Origin of the sequence: Pseudomonas sp. RtIB026 (assembly GCF_016861355.2) — a bacterium.
Classification (GTDB): Bacteria; Pseudomonadota; Gammaproteobacteria; order Pseudomonadales; family Pseudomonadaceae; genus Aquipseudomonas; species Aquipseudomonas peradeniyensis.
Genome location: NZ_AP023348.2, coordinates 3,953,876 through 3,970,927, shown reverse-complemented (window position 1 = coordinate 3,970,927; position 17,052 = coordinate 3,953,876). Strand labels below are relative to the sequence as shown.

Annotated in this window: 12 protein-coding genes; 5 read left to right on the top strand and 7 right to left on the bottom strand. The window is 62.5% G+C overall.

Annotation, left to right across the window (positions count from 1 at the left end; genetic code table 11):
- Window positions 1-19: 19 nt before the first annotated feature.
- Entirely contained in the window at window positions 20-1,378 is a 1,359-nt protein-coding gene (locus PRtIB026_RS17715; protein WP_203652487.1) for an 8-oxoguanine deaminase, read from the bottom strand.
- 719 nt (window positions 1,379-2,097) lie between these two features.
- Between PRtIB026_RS17715 and PRtIB026_RS17710 the strand changes: the two genes are divergently transcribed.
- Entirely contained in the window at window positions 2,098-4,935 is a 2,838-nt protein-coding gene (locus PRtIB026_RS17710) for an HD domain-containing phosphohydrolase (protein WP_203652488.1), read from the top strand.
- A gap of 12 nt (window positions 4,936-4,947) precedes the next feature.
- On the opposite strand, the gene PRtIB026_RS17705 is transcribed toward PRtIB026_RS17710, so the two are convergent.
- Entirely contained in the window at window positions 4,948-6,306 is a 1,359-nt protein-coding gene (locus PRtIB026_RS17705; protein ID WP_203652633.1) for a glutamine synthetase family protein, read from the bottom strand.
- Window positions 6,307-6,635: 329 nt separating this feature from the next.
- Window positions 6,636-7,862, bottom strand: a complete 1,227-nt coding sequence (locus tag PRtIB026_RS17700; protein WP_203652489.1) for an MFS transporter — start codon at window positions 7,860-7,862, stop codon at window positions 6,636-6,638.
- Between the two features lie 370 nt (window positions 7,863-8,232).
- On the opposite strand from PRtIB026_RS17700, the gene PRtIB026_RS17695 reads away from it, so the two are divergent.
- Together PRtIB026_RS17695 and PRtIB026_RS17690 are read left to right on the top strand one after the other, a co-directional pair.
- Window positions 8,233-8,634, top strand: coding sequence for a GFA family protein (locus tag PRtIB026_RS17695; protein ID WP_203652490.1), 402 nt, complete (start codon window positions 8,233-8,235; stop codon window positions 8,632-8,634).
- A gap of 78 nt (window positions 8,635-8,712) precedes the next feature.
- Window positions 8,713-9,603, top strand: coding sequence for a serine hydrolase domain-containing protein (locus PRtIB026_RS17690; protein WP_203652634.1), 891 nt, complete (start codon window positions 8,713-8,715; stop codon window positions 9,601-9,603).
- Between the two features lie 243 nt (window positions 9,604-9,846).
- Here PRtIB026_RS17690 and PRtIB026_RS17685 read toward each other — a convergent pair whose 3' ends face one another.
- The 3 genes from PRtIB026_RS17685 to PRtIB026_RS17675 form a co-directional block, all read right to left on the bottom strand.
- Window positions 9,847-11,346, bottom strand: a complete 1,500-nt coding sequence (locus PRtIB026_RS17685; RefSeq protein WP_267812608.1) for an FAD-binding oxidoreductase — start codon at window positions 11,344-11,346, stop codon at window positions 9,847-9,849.
- Between the two features lie 23 nt (window positions 11,347-11,369).
- Window positions 11,370-11,723 carry a CPCC family cysteine-rich protein gene (locus PRtIB026_RS17680; protein WP_203652491.1) on the bottom strand — a complete coding sequence of 118 codons (354 nt, stop codon included), beginning with the start codon at window positions 11,721-11,723 and terminating at the stop codon, window positions 11,370-11,372.
- A 160-nt stretch (window positions 11,724-11,883) separates the two neighbouring features.
- Entirely contained in the window at window positions 11,884-14,595 is a 2,712-nt protein-coding gene (locus PRtIB026_RS17675) for an AAA domain-containing protein (RefSeq protein WP_203652492.1), read from the bottom strand.
- A 475-nt stretch (window positions 14,596-15,070) separates the two neighbouring features.
- On the opposite strand from PRtIB026_RS17675, the gene PRtIB026_RS17670 reads away from it, so the two are divergent.
- Entirely contained in the window at window positions 15,071-15,892 is an 822-nt protein-coding gene (locus tag PRtIB026_RS17670; RefSeq protein ID WP_203652493.1) for an AraC family transcriptional regulator, read from the top strand.
- Between the two features lie 72 nt (window positions 15,893-15,964).
- Window positions 15,965-16,351 carry a cupin domain-containing protein gene (locus PRtIB026_RS17665; protein ID WP_203652494.1) on the top strand — a complete coding sequence of 129 codons (387 nt, stop codon included), beginning with the start codon at window positions 15,965-15,967 and terminating at the stop codon, window positions 16,349-16,351.
- Window positions 16,352-16,474: 123 nt separating this feature from the next.
- Here PRtIB026_RS17665 and PRtIB026_RS17660 read toward each other — a convergent pair whose 3' ends face one another.
- Complete coding sequence (locus tag PRtIB026_RS17660) at window positions 16,475-16,903, bottom strand: hypothetical protein (RefSeq protein WP_203652495.1); 429 nt, start codon at window positions 16,901-16,903, stop codon at window positions 16,475-16,477.
- Window positions 16,904-17,052: the final 149 nt, after the last annotated feature.

Here is a 17,052-nt window from a genome sequence, read left to right as displayed (position 1 = left end):
CCCCGCGATGGGCTGGGTGCTACTCGCCGATGACCAGCTGACGCGCCAGCTGGTTGTGACGCTCCAGTACCCGCGGCAGGTCGACGGTGGTGATGCGCCCACCCTGAACCACCACACGCCCGTTGATCACGCTGGTGTCGACATGGGTCGGGGTGCAGAACACCAGCGCCGCCAGCGGGTCGTGCAGGGCGCCGGCATAGGCCACATGGCCAAGGTCGAAGGCGACGAAGTCGGCGACCATGCCCGGGGCGAGGGCGCCGATATCGTTGCGGTTGAGCACCTTGGCGCCGCCCAGGGTGGCAATCTCCAGCGCCTCGCGGGCAGTCATCGCATCCGGCCCGAAGCCGACCCGTTGCAGCAACAGCGCCTGGCGCACCTCGCCGATCATGCTGGCGCCGTCGTTGGACGCCGAACCATCGACCCCCAGGCCCACCGGCACGCCGTGGTCGCGCATCTTGCGGATCGGCGCGATGCCTGAGGCCAGGCGCATGTTCGAGCACGGGCAGTGGGCGACCCCGGTGCCGGTGCGGGCGAACAGCTCGATGCCGTGCTGGTCGAGCTGCACGCAGTGGGCGTGCCAGACGTCGTGGCCGACCCAGCCCAGGTCCTCGGCGTACTCGGCCGGGGTCATGCCGAACTTCTCGCGGCTGTAGGCGATGTCGTTGACGTTCTCGGCCAGGTGGGTGTGCAGCGACACGCCATACTGGCGGGCCAGCACCGCCGCCTCGCGCATCAGGTCGCGGCTGACCGAGAACGGCGAGCAGGGCGCCACCACCACGCGCAGCATCGAGCCGTGGCTGGCATCGTGGTAGTCCTCGATCAGGCGCTGCGACTCCTTGAGGATGTCGCTTTCCTTCTCCACCACCGAGTCCGGCGGCAGGCCGCCCTGGCTGCGGCCGACGCTCATGCTGCCGCGCGCGGCGTGGAAGCGCATGCCGATCTCCTCGGCGGCGTGGATACTGTCGTCGAGCTTGCAGCCGTTGGGGTAGATGTACAGGTGGTCGCTGGAGGTGGTGCAGCCCGAGAGGATCAGCTCGGCCATGGCCGTCTGGGTCGATACCGAGATCATCTCCGGGGTCAGCCGCGCCCAGATCGGGTAGAGGTTGGTCAGCCAGTTGAACAGCTCGCCGTCCTGGGCCGCCGGCACCACGCGGGTGAGGCTCTGGTACATGTGGTGGTGGGTGTTGACCAGGCCCGGGATGACCACCTTGCCGGTCATGTCGAGGATCACGTCGGCGTGCTGAGGCAGGGTATCGCTGGGGCCGACCTGTTTGATCACATTGTCTTCGATATAGAGGCCGCCGCGCTTGATCTCGCGGCGTTCGCCGTCCATGGTCACCAGCAGTTCGGCGTTCTTGACCAGTAGTGTCTTGGGCATGGGTGTCCCTCCCGCTTGGGGTGTGTTTTCTGATTGTAGGGAAGCGTCAGGCGCCGTGGCGAAGCCCGGCGTCGAAGGCTGGAGCAGAACCGCGCACGCGCAGGATCGGCCCTGGCGAGGGCGTATCAGGCGTGTGGGTCGATGGCAGCAGGGCGGATGCGGCGTTCAGGACGCACGGCATTCGAGAAGGGGGCCCGGAGAGGTTGGGCGATAGCGGATGTCGCATGGCTTGAGCCTGTCGCAATACGCAACGGCGATGACCGTTGTCGTAGGCGTGAGGCAGTGTAAACAGAATTTCTTTTTTTTGTATACGAGTTTTTTGCCGCAATTCTGACGACTGCGGGACGGGCCACTCTCATGGAACAAACTTGATTTAGCTTGACCCTGTGGGAGCGGGTTTATCGGACCGCCGCACCGCCGCGAAGAATCCAGCGCGGTGTATGGCACCGGCTGCGCCGGTGTTCGCGGGCAAGCCCGCTCCCACGGGGATCGCGCCAGATTCTAAAAATTGAGCAAGACAGTTGCCCCCACAATGATTCAGGGCGTGATTGATGTCGTTGCGCCAGTATGCGACTGTCTCGCTACCAGCCACTGTCACAGGCCGGCAGGTTCGCGCGGGCTGATTACACTGTGGAAATCGCCACACGGGGAGTACCTGGGATGGGCTGCGCGTTGATGGGGCATGCGGCAAGGCTGGCGTCTGCACGGGGCAGACGTTCATGAACAACCGTGGCCGGAGTATCTCCCTGCAATGGCTGGTGGCGCTGGCGATCATGCTGGGCATGCTGGCGCTGGGCGCGGCCCTGGCCTGGCAGGGCTACCTGGGGGTGCGCCAGACGCTGGTGGCCGCCGCCGGCGATGCCGCCCAGCAGATCGGCCGGACCATCGACGAGCGCGCCCGACGCCTGGTCGATCCGGTGCAGAGCAGCATCCGCCTGCTGGCCTTCGATACCGCTGCGGGCACAATGGCGCAGCACCTGGAGCGCCTGCCGCAACTGGTCGAGAGCCTGCGCGCCAACCGCATGCTCAGCGCCGCCTACCTCGGCTACCCCAATGGCGAGTTCCTGCTGGTCCGCCGCCTGCGCGACCCACAGTTGCTGCAGCGCTTCGCGGCACCGGCAGGCACGATGTTCCTGGTACAGGCCGTCAGCCTGGGCGAAGACGGTGCGTTGCATGGCGAATGGCGTTTCTACGACCAGGCGATGACCCTGCTGCTGCACCAGCCCAAGCCGGACTACCGCTACGATCCGCGTCAGCGCCCCTGGTTCGTCGAAGCCTCTGCGCAAGCCACCACCGTGCTTACCCGCCCTTATGTGTTCTTCACCACCCGCGAGATCGGCCTGACCATGGCCCAGCGTAGCGTCGATGGCGCGGCGGTGATCGGCATGGACGTCTCGGTCACCGACCTGGCCAGCGAGAGCCGCGACCTGCGCATGACGGCTGGCACCGAGATCGCCGTGGTCGATGACCAGGGCAGCGTGGTGGCCTATCCGGACCTGCAGCGGGTCATCGTCCGCGAAGGCGAGGGCGTGCGCCTGTCGCGCATCGATGAACTGGGCATTGCCAGCCTCGCACGGATCCATGCTGATACCCTCCAGGGTACCCGGCCACAGCCGTATCAGGTTGAAGGGCAGACCTGGTATGGCATGCGCGTGCCGCTGACCACCGTGGCCGGGCAGGACCTGCAGGTGCTGATTGCCGTGCCGGCCCACGAGCTGCTGGCCGGCGCGCGCCAGGTGTTGTTCGAGCAACTGCTCTGGGCCGGCGCGCTGGCGGCGGTGTTGCTGTTGCTCGGTGGCTTGCTCGGCCGGCGCATCGGCCGCCCGTTGCGCCGGCTTACGGAGCAGGTGCAGGGCCTGGCCGGTTTTGATTTCAGCCGTGAGGTGGGTGTGCTCTCGCGGGTGTCGGAGGTGCGTGAACTGAGCCGGGTGCTCAGCCGCATGTCCGGCACCATCCGCAACTTCCAGGCGATCACCCTCACGCTCAGCCGCGAGACCCAGCTCGAGCGTATGCTCGACGGCGTGCTCAACCACCTGGTGGCGGCTGCCAGCGCCAGTGCCGGCGCGGTGTACCTGTACGATGCCGACAACGCACGCCTGCGCCTGGCTGCGGCCTGCCGGGCCCAGGACTATCCGGCTGAACTGGCGGTACATGAGCACGACCATCAATACCTCGCCAATGCCGTGACCCAGGCCTTGTCGTTGCAGGGACGCAGCCTGGCGGTGGTGCTCAACGACCGCGGCCAGTCGCTCCTCGGCATTCTGGTCCTGCAACTGGAGGACGAACACGCCGGGCAGGCGTTCCGGCGCTTCGTCGAGGAACTGTCCGGCGCCGCCGCCGTGGCCATCGAGACCCGCCAACTGGTCGAGGCCCAGCAGCGCCTGCTGGATGCCATGATCAAGCTGCTGGCCGACGCCATCGACGCCAAGAGCCCCTATACCGGCGGCCATTGCGAGCGAGTGCCGCAGCTGGCGCAGATGCTCCTGGACCAGGCCGTGCAGGCCGAAAGCGGCCCCTATGCCGGCTTCAGCATGAACGAGGACGAGCGCTACGAGTTTCGCGTGGCCGCCTGGCTGCACGACTGCGGCAAGATTACCAGCCCCGAATACGTGGTGGACAAGGCGACCAAGCTCGAGACCCTGTACAACCGTGTGCATGAGGTGCGCATGCGCTTCGAGGTGCTCTGGCGCGACGCCGAGATCGCCTACTGGCAAGGCGTGGCCAACGGCGATGACGAGTTGCTGCTGCGCCAGGCGCTGGAGCAGTGCCGGGCCGAGTTGCAGGACGAATTTGCCTTCGTCGCCCACGCCAATATCGGCGGCGAGTTCATGCAGGAGGCCGACATCGAGCGCCTGCGCCGGATAGGCCAGCGCCGCTGGCTGCGGCACTTCGACAACCGTCTGGGCATCTCCCGCGACGAGGCCGCGCGCTTCGCCGACACGCCACCTGCGCCCTTGCCGGTGGAGGAGCCGCTGCTTGCCGACCGCGACGAGCACCAGGTGCCCTGGGGGCCGCGCAAGCCACCGGTGGCCAAGGACGACCCGCGCAACCACTGGGGTTTCGACATGCGCCTGCCGGCCCATGCCAGCAACCACGGCGAGCTGTACAACCTGTCGATCCGCCGTGGCACCCTCAACGACGAGGAGCGCTTCAAGATCAACGAGCACATCGTGCAGACCATCATCATGCTCAGCGCGCTGCCGTTCCCGCGTCAGCTACGGCGCGTGCCGGCGATTGCCGGCAACCATCACGAGAAGATGGACGGCAGCGGCTATCCGCGTAGGCTCGGCAAGGATGCGTTGGGCATCCCCGAGCGGGTGATGGCGATCGCCGACATCTTCGAGGCGCTGACCGCGGCGGACCGGCCGTACAAGGCGCCGAAGACCCTGTCCGAGTCGGTGAAGATCCTGGTGTCGATGGCCCGTGACAACCATATCGACGGGCAGTTGCTGCGGCTGTTCCTCAACACCGGGGTGTATCGCCAGTATGCCGAGCAGTTCCTGCGCCCCGAGCAGATCGATGAGGTGGACGTGGCCTACTGGCTGGCGCAGTTGTAGGTATTCAAAGCCTCAGACCCTCAGCAGCAGGTGCTCACGCTCCCAGGCGCTGATCACCTGCCGGTAGTTGCGCAGCTCGGTGCGCTTGACCGCCACATACCCGCGCACGAACCGGTCGCCCAGGTACTCCCCAAGCAGCTCGCAACCCTCCAGCCGCGCCAGCGCCTCGTCCAGCGTGGCCGGCAGGCGCAAGCCGCCATGGTCGTAGGCGCGTCCCTGCACGGGCGCGCTGGGCGCCGCCTGTTCGAGCAGGCCTAGATAGCCGCACAACAGGCTGGCGGCCATGGCCAGGTAGGGGTTGGCATCGGCGCCTGGCAGGCGATTCTCCACGCGCAGGGCAGCCGCTGTCGCGGTGGGCACGCGCAGGCCCACGGTGCGGTTTTCTTCGCCCCATTCGACATTGACCGGGGCACAGGCGTCAGGCAGGAAGCGGCGGTAGGAATTCACGTTCGGGGCGAGCAGCGCCAGTGCCTGGGGCAGGTACTTCTGCAGGCCGCCGATGTAGTGCAGCAGCCGATCGCTCGGTGTGCCGTGGGCGCTGGCGAAAAGGTTGGCGCCGGTGGACCTGTCCAGCACGCTCTGGTGGATGTGCATCGAGCTGCCGGGTTCATGGGCGATCGGCTTGGCCATGAAGGTCGCGCTGATACCGTGCTGCAGCGCCGCTTCGCGCAAGGTGCGCTTGAAAACGATCAACTGGTCGGCCAGGCGCAGCGGGTCGCCATGGTGGAAATTGACTTCCATCTGCGCAGGGCCGCTTTCGTGGACCAGCGTGTCCAGGTCCAGGCCCTGGACGGCGCACCAGTGGTAGACGTCCTCGAACAGCCGGGCGAATTCGTGGGTGGCTTCGATGGAGAAACCCTGCCGACCCGTCTCCGCCCGGCCCGAGCGGCCTTCGGGCGCTTCCAGCGGCAGGTCCGGGTCATGGCTGCGCTTGGTCAGGTAGAACTCCAGCTCCGGCGCCACCACCGGTTGCCAGCCACTGTCGCTGTACAGGGCCAGCACGCGCTTGAGCACATTGCGCGGCGATAGCTCGATGGGCTGGCCGTGCCGGTCGAAGCTGTCGTGGATGACCATGGCGGTCGGCTCCGCCAGCCACGGCAGGCGGTAGATGGCATGGGCGGCGGGGCGGCAGTGCATGTCGATGCCGGCTTCGTCCAGCAGCGCGTAGAAGACCTCGTCGTCGACGAAGTCGCCGGTCACCGTCTGCAGCAGCACACTCTCCGGCAGGCGCATGCCGCCCTCGTCGAGGAAGCGGTCGAGGGAGGCGACCTTGCCGCGGACGATGCCGGAAAAGTCGCTCACCACGCATTCGACCTCGCAGATACCCTGTTGCCTGAGCTGCTGCGCCAGTGGTTCGGCGGGGGTGTTCATTCCCACCCCGGAAGGGGGCATGCGTTCATCCTGAATGCCGGCCCGCCCAGGCAGGGGATTCGCGTACAGCGTCATGTTGCACTCTCGATACGCCAAAGACCTGGCAAAGGGTATTGAGTTGCGTATCAAGTTGCTGTCGGTTTGCGGCTCGTCGGCGTAAAGAGTTGATAAAGCGTGGCGGGTAAAATCGGCCCGCCACCGCTCTATGAAACAACAGGCGCCTTTCAGGCTAGACAACGTCAGCGTGGGAGCGGGCTAGCCCCGCGATCACCGGCGTAGCCGGTGCCATACACGGCATCGCGAGGCAAGCCCGCTCCCACAGCGATCTCTCAGGACGGTTGGGCCGCCAGGCGATTGCTGACGCTGCGCCCCAGCACCAGCACCGTGACAAAGCCGCAGCCCACCAGCGCCGTGGCCAGGCTGAACAGCACCGCGCTGCCCATCTGGTCGACGATCCGCCCACCGAAGAACGAGCCCAGGGCGATGATCACCTGGAACATGGCGACGAACAGCGGCATGCCGCGCTCCACATCCTTGGGCGCCACGACGAACATCCAGATGCTGGCGCAGGCCGGGAAGGCGCCGAAGGCGAAGCCCCACAGCGCGATCAGCATCGCCGCGCCGGTGAGGTTGGTGGCGAAGTAGGGGAACAGCGCGGTGCCGACGCCGATCATCAAGGCGACCAGCATCAGGGTGTAGCGCACGCTCTGGTTGGCGGCAAAACCGGCGAAGACATTGCCCAGCACCCCGGCCACGCCGTAGAGCAGCAACAGCGAGCCGATCATCGGCCCGTCGAAGCCGGCGTTGTGCTTGAAGAACGGCGCGACGTAGGTGTACGCGGCAAAGTGCGCCAGGCCGATCAGCAACACCGCGATCAGGCCGACCCGCGCCTGCGGGTTGATGAACAGCGCCGGCAGGTCGCTGATGCGGATGGCCTTCTCCGGGTTGAGCCTCGGCAGCAGCAGGACCTGCGCCAGCAGCACCGGTACGCCGACCAGCGCGGTGACCAGGAAGGTCATGCGCCAGCCCATGAGCCCACTGAGCCAAGTGCCCACGGGCACGCCGAGCACGGTGGCCAGGGTCACGCCGACCATGATGATCGAGGTGGCCTGGGCCACGCCCACGCCCTTGGGCGCCAGGCGGCCGCTCAGGGCGATCGCGGTCGCCCAGAAGCCACCGATGCTGATGCCCAGCAGTACCCGGCCGAACAGCAGCAGGCCGAAGTCGGTGGCGTAGGCCACCACGGCGTTGGCGACGATCATGATCAGGGTCAGGGCGATCAGCAGGTAGCGTCGGTCGAGGGCACCGATGCCCACCGACAGCAAGGGCGCGGCCAGGGCCGCCATGATGCCGGGCAGGGTCACCATCAGGCCGGCCTGGCCGGCGCTGATGCCAAGATCAGCGGCGACATCGTTGAGCACGCCCACCGGCAGGAACTCGCTGGTCACCAGGGCGAAAGCGCCCACGGCGACCGAGAGAATCGCCAGCCACTGCTGACGGACGCTCTGCTGGCTGTGTTCGGGTGGGCTGTGGGGGGACGGGGTGGGGCTTGGCATGGTGCGGGCTTCCATAGGGGACTGTCGCCTGGGACAGGCGCTGCAGCGAGGGGAAAACGGGGAGGCGATTATAGGGGGTGGATTTTGCAGCTCGACAGGCGGGCGGCTTGATAGTAATCATCAGTGGGATCGATGGGTGGCTTGGGGTAGAGCGTTTGGCCATCCCTTTGAGGGTATTGCGATTGTCGGGATATGACTGCTCAATTCAAGATTGCCGGGGTCGCTTTGCGACCCTTTCGCGGCACGAGGCCGCTCCTACAGAGATCGCGTACCCCATGTAGGAGCGGCCTCGTGCCGCGAAAGGGCTGCAACGCAGCCCCAGTACGCTGACTGACAGTCATCACAATTTTTCACCTGCACAGAAGGGCATATGACAGCGGCACATCAAGGAAGCTGCCTGTGCGCAGCGGTCAGCTACGAGTTGCTCACGCCACCCAAGGCCGTGAGCCATTGTCACTGCAGCCAGTGCCGCAAAGGCCACGGGGCTGCATTCGCGTCATACGGTAGCGTGCTGCGCAGCGCGCTTCGCATACTTCGCGGGGCCGACAGCATCAATGCCTACGCCTCATCGCAGACAGTGTTACGCGAGTTCTGCGGGGCGTGTGGCTCGACGTTGTTCTGGTCACGAACCGAAGGTGAGTTCGCCGACTGGATCTCGATCGCGCTGGGTACACTTGATACACCGTTCCAGCCAGGCAAGCAAAAGCACGTCTACATCGATTCTGCGGTGCCCTGGTATACACCATCCAGTTCTTGTCCCGAGGCCGACTGACGGCTTGCATCGCCGGAACGGGGTATGTTGTTGCCTCTGCGCTTGTTTACTGGCCTGTCATCACTGCTTGAGTACTCGATGCTGATTTCCACGCTTTCCAACGGTCGATTCATTACGCCATCGCTCCAGGCCGAACCCTGTGTGCCATGGTGGAGTTTCACCAAGACGGTGTTGGCCGCGACCGCCCTGACTCTGGTGCGCGACGGACGACTCGCCCTGGATGCCGCGCTGCCTGAAACAAATTACACCCTGCGTCAGCTGCTGCGTCACGAAGCGGGTCTTGCGGATTATGGCGAGCTTCCCGCGTACCACGCGGCGGTTGCCAATCATGAATTCGCGTGGTCGGCGGACGAGATGATGCAGCGCCTGGATGGCGCTCGGCTTCGCTACGACCCTGGAGCGGGTTGGCGCTACTCGAATGTGGGCTACATGCTGGTCGCCAGGCTCATCGAACGTGCCACAGGCCTGCTGCTTGAAGAGGCGCTCAGGCAGCAAGTTCTGGCTCCACTTGGCATCTTGTCGGTTCGCTTGGCAACGAAACGCGCAGACCTGCACGGTGACTACCTCGGCCATTCGTTGAACTACGACCCTGGCTGGGTCTACCACGGGTTGCTGATCGGCCCTGTTTCCCAGGCTGCCCTTTTCCTGGATCGCCTGCTTGCCGGGACACTGCTTCCGGCCGACCTGCTCCAGGAAATGCAGGCAACGAAGGTATTGGGTGGGCCAATGGCCGGCCGGCCGTGGATCGCACCAGGCTATGCCCTGGGTCTGATGCGAGGGACGATCGAGGGCGGCCTGACGCTGGCCGGGCATACCGGGTGTGGCCCCGGCAGTGTGGTGGCGGTCTATCGATGTGCGGTTGGGGAGGCCATCGCGTGTTGCGCAGTGTTTTCGAGGGCCTTGGATGAGGGGCGTATCGAGGCGCTGGTCGCTCAGGAGATACGCAAGGTGCTTGAGGCTGTGCGCTGAGGCTGCCTGGTTCTTGTTCCGCTTTCAATGGATATCACTTGCTGCCCGATTCAATACCCATTTTGAATTGGTAACGGATACACGTGAGCGGCTGCTTCCGACCCAAAGCGGACAATCATGAAGCGCAGTAATCGGCCAAATGCGACCGCTCGGATATGCCTACGAATGAAGTGGCAATTGCCGAAACAACGGATTCGGATCAACACCCGCTTGGGCTCAGACACCCTTGCCACGAGCTTTACACTATCCCGTGTGGTACTTGTCCCAGAGCTTGTTCCGGAATCGCCCTCCTGGATCGACTTGCGCTTTGAGTGCTAACAGACGGCGCGCGTTTGGATAGGCACTTGAAAACTGTGCCTGCGTTGCATGCAGTTGGTAGGGAAGGTAGTAGGTACCGCCAAGCAACAGCGCCGCGTTGATGAGTTCGCGTGTCCACACGCCAACTGCCTCGCGATCATCCACCCCGACGCGCTGCCAATAATAGAGCACGAATGAAAACACTTCTTCGCGTGCCCAGGACAGAAACGAGTCGGGGTCGGCCGGAGCGTGTCGGATGGAGATATTGACGGCGTCAACGCTGTGCGTCTGAAGGATGGCGGCCATTTGCTTCACGAACGCATTGAACTGTGTCACTGGCACAAAATATTCTTGCAACGCATAGGTACTGTTTCGGGTTGCAATGGGGCCAAGCGAAGCGACATCCGCACTGGCCTCGTAGTTGCGCCGTACGACCGGTTGATTGAGATAGCGCAGTGGATCGACCACATCCTTGCGAATCATTGGACCACCGGGAAGCTTGGTCACACTCCACATGACGGTCTGGTTGATTTTGTACGACTGCCCCGGTGCCACCAGTCGTTCTTCGACGGTCAGCGCTTTGTCCGAGGCACGCCAAGTGACGGAAGTAGCCATGTCGAAATAAGGAGGGGCCAAATCGGCATTATGCAGGATAGCCTGTTCGTTCTCGCGGACTTGGTCATTGAAAAAACGCGGGTAATCAGCAACTGGCATGCGGCGGATCTGACGTTCAATTGTGATGTTGGACGCGAGGTCCAGCTCGACCTCAGTGATCACCCCCATTGCACCATAGCCACCGATAGCAGCGTAGAACAGGTCGGAATTTGCGCTGCGGGAAGCTTCTACTACCGAACCGTCCGCAAGCACCAGTTGCAGAGAACGCACCGAGTTGATGACCGGACCTGCGCCGACATAGCGTCCATGAGCATTGACTGACAGCGAACCGCCGACGGTGAAGTTGGCATAACTTTGCATGATTTTTATCGAGAGATCGTCCGGGTCTATGACCGACTGCAGGTCACGCCAACGCATCCCTGTTTGCACGCGTATGACTCTGCTCTCAGGCGAATATCGGATCACCTGATTAAACTGACGCATATCGAGGTGCAGGCTGTTTTCGGTAGCGATCTGCCCCCCCATGCTATAGCGGCCACCACCGATGCTGACTGGGCCTGACGACATCGCGAGCGCCCGCTGTATTTCGCCCGTGGTGCGAGGTGCGAGCAAACGATTGACCCAAATCGGATTGAGCATCGTCACATCGTTCACCAGGACGCCCGATGGTGCCGCCCATGACGACCACGGTGAAAGCACACTGACGGCAATCCCGGTCATCCCGGCCTGGAGTAGATGGCGCCGAGTGAGAGTAGGCGACGACTTTGAAACGGCGTGCTGTTGCGAACTGTCGATCAATTGCGCTCCCTTGCGGTGAATCAAAAATAACATGCGCCTTCGGGCTTCAAAGCAGCCTAGGTTCGCAGCCAGTAGTAGAGGTCGCAATTCGACTGCATGTGCTGAGAGGGTTGGTTGTCGGAGTCAGGGTCTGGAATGGCAACTCGGCGAGCCCAGAGCGGGAACCACTCGTGATCACGTACATCGCTATTGTTAGGCTCTCGCACATTCTTTGACATGCTTCGTTCGCAGGCACCGAATTGGACGAAGTTCACCTGCGCCTCAATCAAACTACATCTATTCGGGCCACCCTCCTGGTGAGGGTAGTAGAGCTGGAACACGTCATCCTCCCAGAAACAAATTGGGCAGATGTCGTATGACCCTGGGGGTTCCTCGAAGACTGCATATCCGCAGCATGGGCACGTAAACATCAATTCTCACTTATGGGTGGCCGTAGCGACACGCCGAACGGCTGCAATGGGCCAAAGCAACCGGGGAGGGCCGCTATGATCTTTGTGGGAGCAGGTTTACCCGCGAAGCAGGCAACGTGCCGGATAGCACCGCTTCGCCAGTGCAACTGTCCAGTGTTACCTATGCGTCCAGAGCAGGCCTGGCCCACTGCGCCAGAAACTCGGCAATTCTGCGCTCAATACCACTCTCCACCGTCCGCAGCCGCAGAATGGGAAGGCCACTGGCAGCCAGAATCTCATTCTTCCTGGCGTCCCGAGCGGCCTGCACGGGGTGGTCGTGATACCCGCCATCGACCTCGATCACCCCAACCGGGGTCTTGCCCACTTTGAAATAGATGACGAAGTCGCAACTGGCGCGCTTCATGAACGCCCGCTGGGTTTGCGTCCACTCGGGCTTGCTCGGCGATGCGAGCATATCCAGCTGGATCTGCGTGTGGAACGTCAACGCATGGCACGCCGGGGCCGAGAGCGCTTCGCGCAGCAACTGCGCCACGATCTGCTCGGACTTGTAGCGTGAATCCTCGGGCCGCAGACGGGCGTTCAGGCGTTCCAGGGACTGGTCGTACTCGCGGTACAACAAGTCGAATGCCGACACCACTGGCGCACGCACGATCTGCTCGTCCTGTGCGTAATAGCTGATGTAGCGGATCAGCGCGGCGATGTGGCCATTGTTCTCGGTGAACACCTCGTCACCGGTCACCAGGGTGAAGCGATGTTTGGCCCGCGATACTGCCACATTGATCATGCGCGGGTCGTCGACGAAATCCAGGCGTCCTTGCGTCTGGTTGTAGCGCTTCTTGTCCAGCACGGTGGAAAAGACGATCTCGTCGCACTCGCGCCCCTGGAACTTGTGCACCGTGTCTTTGACGAAGTCCGCCGGCAGGTGCTTGTCGCAGAGGCTGACCTGTGCCCGGAATGGGGCGATGTAACCGCGGCCTTCACCGTCCACTGCAACAGATTGTCCCTCGTCTTCGAGCACCTTCAGCAAGGAATCCAGCTCCCGAAGGTTGGTGTTCTTGCGTGTGTGGTTGCCCTTGGCGGTCACCACCAGGCGCAGGGGCTCCTCGCCGTTGTCCACGGTCATCGGCACCAGTGCGTTGTCATAGAACTGCTGGTTGCAGAACTGGATGATCCTGGGGTGGCAGCGGTAATGCTCCTTCAGCAACGTCCTTGGCAGTGCGTCCTGGAATACGGCAATGCACGAATCCAGCAGGCTGTAGTGCTCGCAGTCGTAGGCCTCGGCCGGCGCCTGCAGCCCCAGTTTCACGGGGATGTGCGGTAACTGGCGGTTGTCGCCGACGACGATCAGGTTCTTGGCGCAGCCCAGCGGCAGGATGCCCGGCACGATGTCCTGCAAGGAAGCTTCGTCGATGATCACGTAGTCGAGGATCGCCCCCGGCGCGATCGAGTTGACGATCGAGTGCGTGCCGCTGCCCAGGATAGGGAAACGCTGCACGAAGGCATCAAAGTCCTTGCGGTAGGTCTTGACATCGAAGCTGTCTCGCGGCGGAACCTGGCCTTGCAGATGCTGCTTCAGATGCTGCATCGATGCGGTTGTCAGCTCTTTGAGCAACGCCGTGAAATTTGCGCGCGCCAAGGATTCACGGCACGCCCGCAGCTCGGTTTCCTTATCCTGCAGCGACTTGTCGTAGTAATGCATCTGCAGGGCATGGAACGCGGCCATGCGCGCCTCGCCCTCGGCGAACGGCTTGGTGCGAAAGACTCTGAATTGGAACAGCAGCTCGATGCGGTCCTTGAGCTTCACGCGCTGCTCGCCCAGGTGCGCCAGGTAGGCCATGAGGTCGGCAGTCTTGCGTGGGGTCAGCCGGTACTTGTCCAACGAGCCTGTGGCCTGCACACCGTTTTCTGCCTGCCACTGCTGCAGGTAGCGCCGCTCGATGATCAGCTCGTCCAGTTCGATCTGCAGTTGTGCTGCCCGGTTGTGGTCGTGCAGATGCTGCTTCAGGCGGGTCAGCAAGCCCTGGATCTCTTCCAGGGACGGTGCCGGCCCGGGTGGGCTGGAGGGCCATACAGGCAGGTCGTCGAAGAAGGCTTCGCGGTTTTCCTTGTTGCCAAGCTTGGCGACCAGGTAGCCCAGGCCGCATTTCTCCAGCTTTTCGTAGACGTTTGCCACGGCCGCATTGTTGTTGGACAGTACCGCCACCGTCTGCCCGCGCAACAGGATATTGGCGAGGATGTTGAGGATGGTCTGGGTCTTGCCGGTTCCCGGTGGGCCTTCGATCACGCTGATTTGCGCGCTGAATGCCCGCTCGACGGCCTGGTACTGGGTTTCGTTCAGCCCGAACGGATAAATGAGCCCCTGACCTGGGGCGAGCGTGCCGTTGCGTCCGGTGCAATAGGCTTGCAAGGCAGTGCTGGCGATAGCGGGCAGTTTTCCAAGCTGAGTCACGACGTTGCTGGCTATGTCACGATCAGCCTTCGACTGCGCTTGAGCGTGTCGGGCATTCGCAACCGTAGTGAAGTAATCGAAGACCGGCGTGTCCTTGATCGAGGTAGGGGCGGTGAAGACGATGCCGTCCATCTTGTGGACATAGGGCCTGGTGCCGCCCGGATAGTGCACCACGGCATATCGCTCGCCGTAGATCACTGCTTTGTCGATGGGTTTGACGATCGTGCTGCCAGGTTTGGTCAGCAGTACATTGCTCAACTCGCGGGAAGGTGACACGCGGCAGTTACTGAGCGGGCGGGTGTATTTTTTACTTGAGGGGAAATGACAGGTCAGTTCCAGTGCTTCGAACTTTTCGCTCCAGCGAATCGCCCAGTCGCTGATCTTTGCGGTCTTGTCCTCACCATCCACCTGAATCGAAGCCATATTCCCTTATTCCTGTACGCATGACATTCGGTTACGTCGTGTACCGGATGCTGCTTTCCCTAATTGGTGTCATAGTGCCATTATTGGGTGCAGGTTCGATAGCTGGTGTGTGCGTTTTCCTGCGGGCATTGAGGTCGATGACGCCTTGGGGATGGCGGAGCAGACTGAGATCTGAAGCGGTGCGGCGACGGTTGAAGCATGACCGTCGCTATCCAATCCATAGCGGTCCTTCAACATAAGTGCCTATCGGCCAGAAGCGCTCGGTTGTTTTCATAGATGCACGAGTCTATTACGGCGGTTCACCTCTGGCTGTTTGCTGCTCTCAGCGTAGGACCGCCATGGGTCGATAGCAGCCGTTCCCGGATGACCGCTTTCGACCCATAGCGGACATTCAGCGGAAATGGATTGGGTCTCCGCGCAATCCTGAAATAGGATGGGCCATCCCCATCCAACATTGCGCACTACAAGCTTATCCATGGAACGAAAAGCAAACCCGTCCTCCGCTGATTGGGTCATACGCAGCGCCACGCCTGGTAGCGTGGAGCGCATCGAGGCGTGGATTGGCGGCCATGGCTACGACCCCCATCGGCACGATACCTACTCGATAGGCCGTACCCTTGCCGGCGTACAGAGCTTTCACTACAAAGGGGCGCTGTGCCACGGCGTGCCGGGCAACACCCTGGTGCTGCACCCGGACGAACTCCATGACGGCATGGCCGGCACGGATATCGGCTTTCGCTACCGGATGGCCTACATCGATCCTTCGCTGATCCAGAACGTGCTCGGCGGCGAACCGTTGCCGTTCATTGCCGGCGGGCTGTCCAGCGACCCGCGCCTCTATCGCGCCAGCGAGGCCTTCGTGCAGGCACTGGAGCATCCGCTGGAAACACTGGAGGAGCAGGACGCCATCTATGACCTGGCCATGGCGCTGCGTGCAGTCGGCGGCAAGCCCCGCGGCCGCAAACGCCTGGACTACCGCTCGGCCGAGCGCGCCAGGGCGTTCATCATGGAGCACCTTAACCACGGCATCACACTGGAAATGCTCGAGCAGGCCAGCGGGCGTGAGCAATGGAGCTTGTCACGGGACTTCCGGGCCCTTTACGGCACCAGCCCATACCGTTTTGTCACGCTACGACGCCTGGACTGTTTTCGCAGGCTGATCCTGGAAGGCTTCACCCTGGTCGATGCCGCCCTCGCTGCAGGCTTTCACGACCAGAGCCACATGACCCGACATTTCACTCGCACCTACGGCGTGCCGCCCCTGCGCTGGTTGGAACGCTTGCGGCCTGCCCGCTGACTTGCAGGATCGTACAAGAGACGCCTGCTTTCTCTTCGGTAGCCTGGTCACTCTAACTACAGAGGATCTGTCATGACCGACTTACACCCTCAACGCGCATCGCAACCTGTGAACCTGGCTCAGAAGGCTGCACTGATCGAGCAGCAGTGGAGCCCAAGGGTGGTCGCGGAAATGAACGACTACCAATTCAAGGTCGTGCGCATCGAAGGGGAATTCATCTGGCACTCGCACCCGGAGACGGATGAAGCGTTCCTGGTGCTTGAAGGCACCTTGCGTATCGATCTGCCAGAGGGCAGCGTGTATGTGCAGCCGGGTGAGCTGTATGTCGTGCCGCGTGGTGTAGAGCACAGAACAGCGGCCCAGGCGGAAACGAAACTGATGATGATCGAGCCGCGAGGCGTTCTGAATACCGGTCATGAAGGAGGGGAGCGAACTGCGGTGAATGACGTCTGGATCTGAGTTGACGTTGCAGGCGATGAGGCCGGTATCGACTAAAGAGCCTTGAATCGATGTGCGCTTTGAGTCGGAAGCGGGAGCTCACGAGCGGCCGTTTTCGACCCAAAGCGGCCCCAGTGCCTTCCGTCATACTTGACTCTGTGTTCTAGCCTTTCGTGACGTCATAAGCGTTTGGCACATAGTCGCCACTTCTGGGATAGCCACAGCCAGCGTGGACAATACCTGATGCATTTCCTGGGCATCTGGAAATGGATATACATCCAGGCTCATGGCAATCGTAAGCTTGCGCGGATCTTGCTGTTCTCTGAGCCACGTCTCGACCTCACGCGTCATTGCCGCACCGTTATCGTTTGTTTGCCAAGCCAACAAATTGAAAAGTTCGGCCATCAGCTCTTCGGGCACTGTTCGGGGTATTTCTGCGAAGAGGCGATTGGCTAGGTCAAGCTCGCCAAATACGCTTACCACGTCATGCACCGCGTAAAACGCCTGGGTGTATTCAGCTACGTTGCGCTCGATATTAATGATGTCGAGCGCTTGTTTTAGCGATGGGTGCATCTAGTCATTCCATGGTGTTGCAGGAGTGTTTGACTATGCGGCCATGCAGACCCAAGGCATCGTCAGCGCGTTGAACCACGGTGTCGCAACGCCTCACACCTTAGAGGCAAGCGTTGAGGACGAAAAGAATTATCTTTTTACCTTTTTCA

What these genes read in the sequence shown, in the direction of transcription:
- PRtIB026_RS17715 (WP_203652487.1), bottom strand. Translation starts at nt 1,378, where the DNA reads ATGCCCAAGACACTACTGGTCAAGAACGCCGAACTGCTGGTGACCATG.
- PRtIB026_RS17660 (WP_203652495.1), bottom strand. Translation starts at nt 16,903, where the DNA reads ATGCACCCATCGCTAAAACAAGCGCTCGACATCATTAATATCGAGCGC.
- PRtIB026_RS17690 (WP_203652634.1), top strand. Translation starts at nt 8,713, where the DNA reads ATGCTGATTTCCACGCTTTCCAACGGTCGATTCATTACGCCATCGCTC.
- PRtIB026_RS17670 (WP_203652493.1), top strand. Translation starts at nt 15,071, where the DNA reads ATGGAACGAAAAGCAAACCCGTCCTCCGCTGATTGGGTCATACGCAGC.
- PRtIB026_RS17675 (WP_203652492.1), bottom strand. Translation starts at nt 14,595, where the DNA reads ATGGCTTCGATTCAGGTGGATGGTGAGGACAAGACCGCAAAGATCAGC.
- PRtIB026_RS17705 (WP_203652633.1), bottom strand. Translation starts at nt 6,306, where the DNA reads ATGAACACCCCCGCCGAACCACTGGCGCAGCAGCTCAGGCAACAGGGT.
- PRtIB026_RS17695 (WP_203652490.1), top strand. Translation starts at nt 8,233, where the DNA reads ATGACAGCGGCACATCAAGGAAGCTGCCTGTGCGCAGCGGTCAGCTAC.
- PRtIB026_RS17685 (WP_267812608.1), bottom strand. Translation starts at nt 11,346, where the DNA reads ATGTTATTTTTGATTCACCGCAAGGGAGCGCAATTGATCGACAGTTCG.
- PRtIB026_RS17710 (WP_203652488.1), top strand. Translation starts at nt 2,098, where the DNA reads ATGAACAACCGTGGCCGGAGTATCTCCCTGCAATGGCTGGTGGCGCTG.
- PRtIB026_RS17680 (WP_203652491.1), bottom strand. Translation starts at nt 11,723, where the DNA reads ATGTTTACGTGCCCATGCTGCGGATATGCAGTCTTCGAGGAACCCCCA.
- PRtIB026_RS17665 (WP_203652494.1), top strand. Translation starts at nt 15,965, where the DNA reads ATGACCGACTTACACCCTCAACGCGCATCGCAACCTGTGAACCTGGCT.
- PRtIB026_RS17700 (WP_203652489.1), bottom strand. Translation starts at nt 7,862, where the DNA reads ATGCCAAGCCCCACCCCGTCCCCCCACAGCCCACCCGAACACAGCCAG.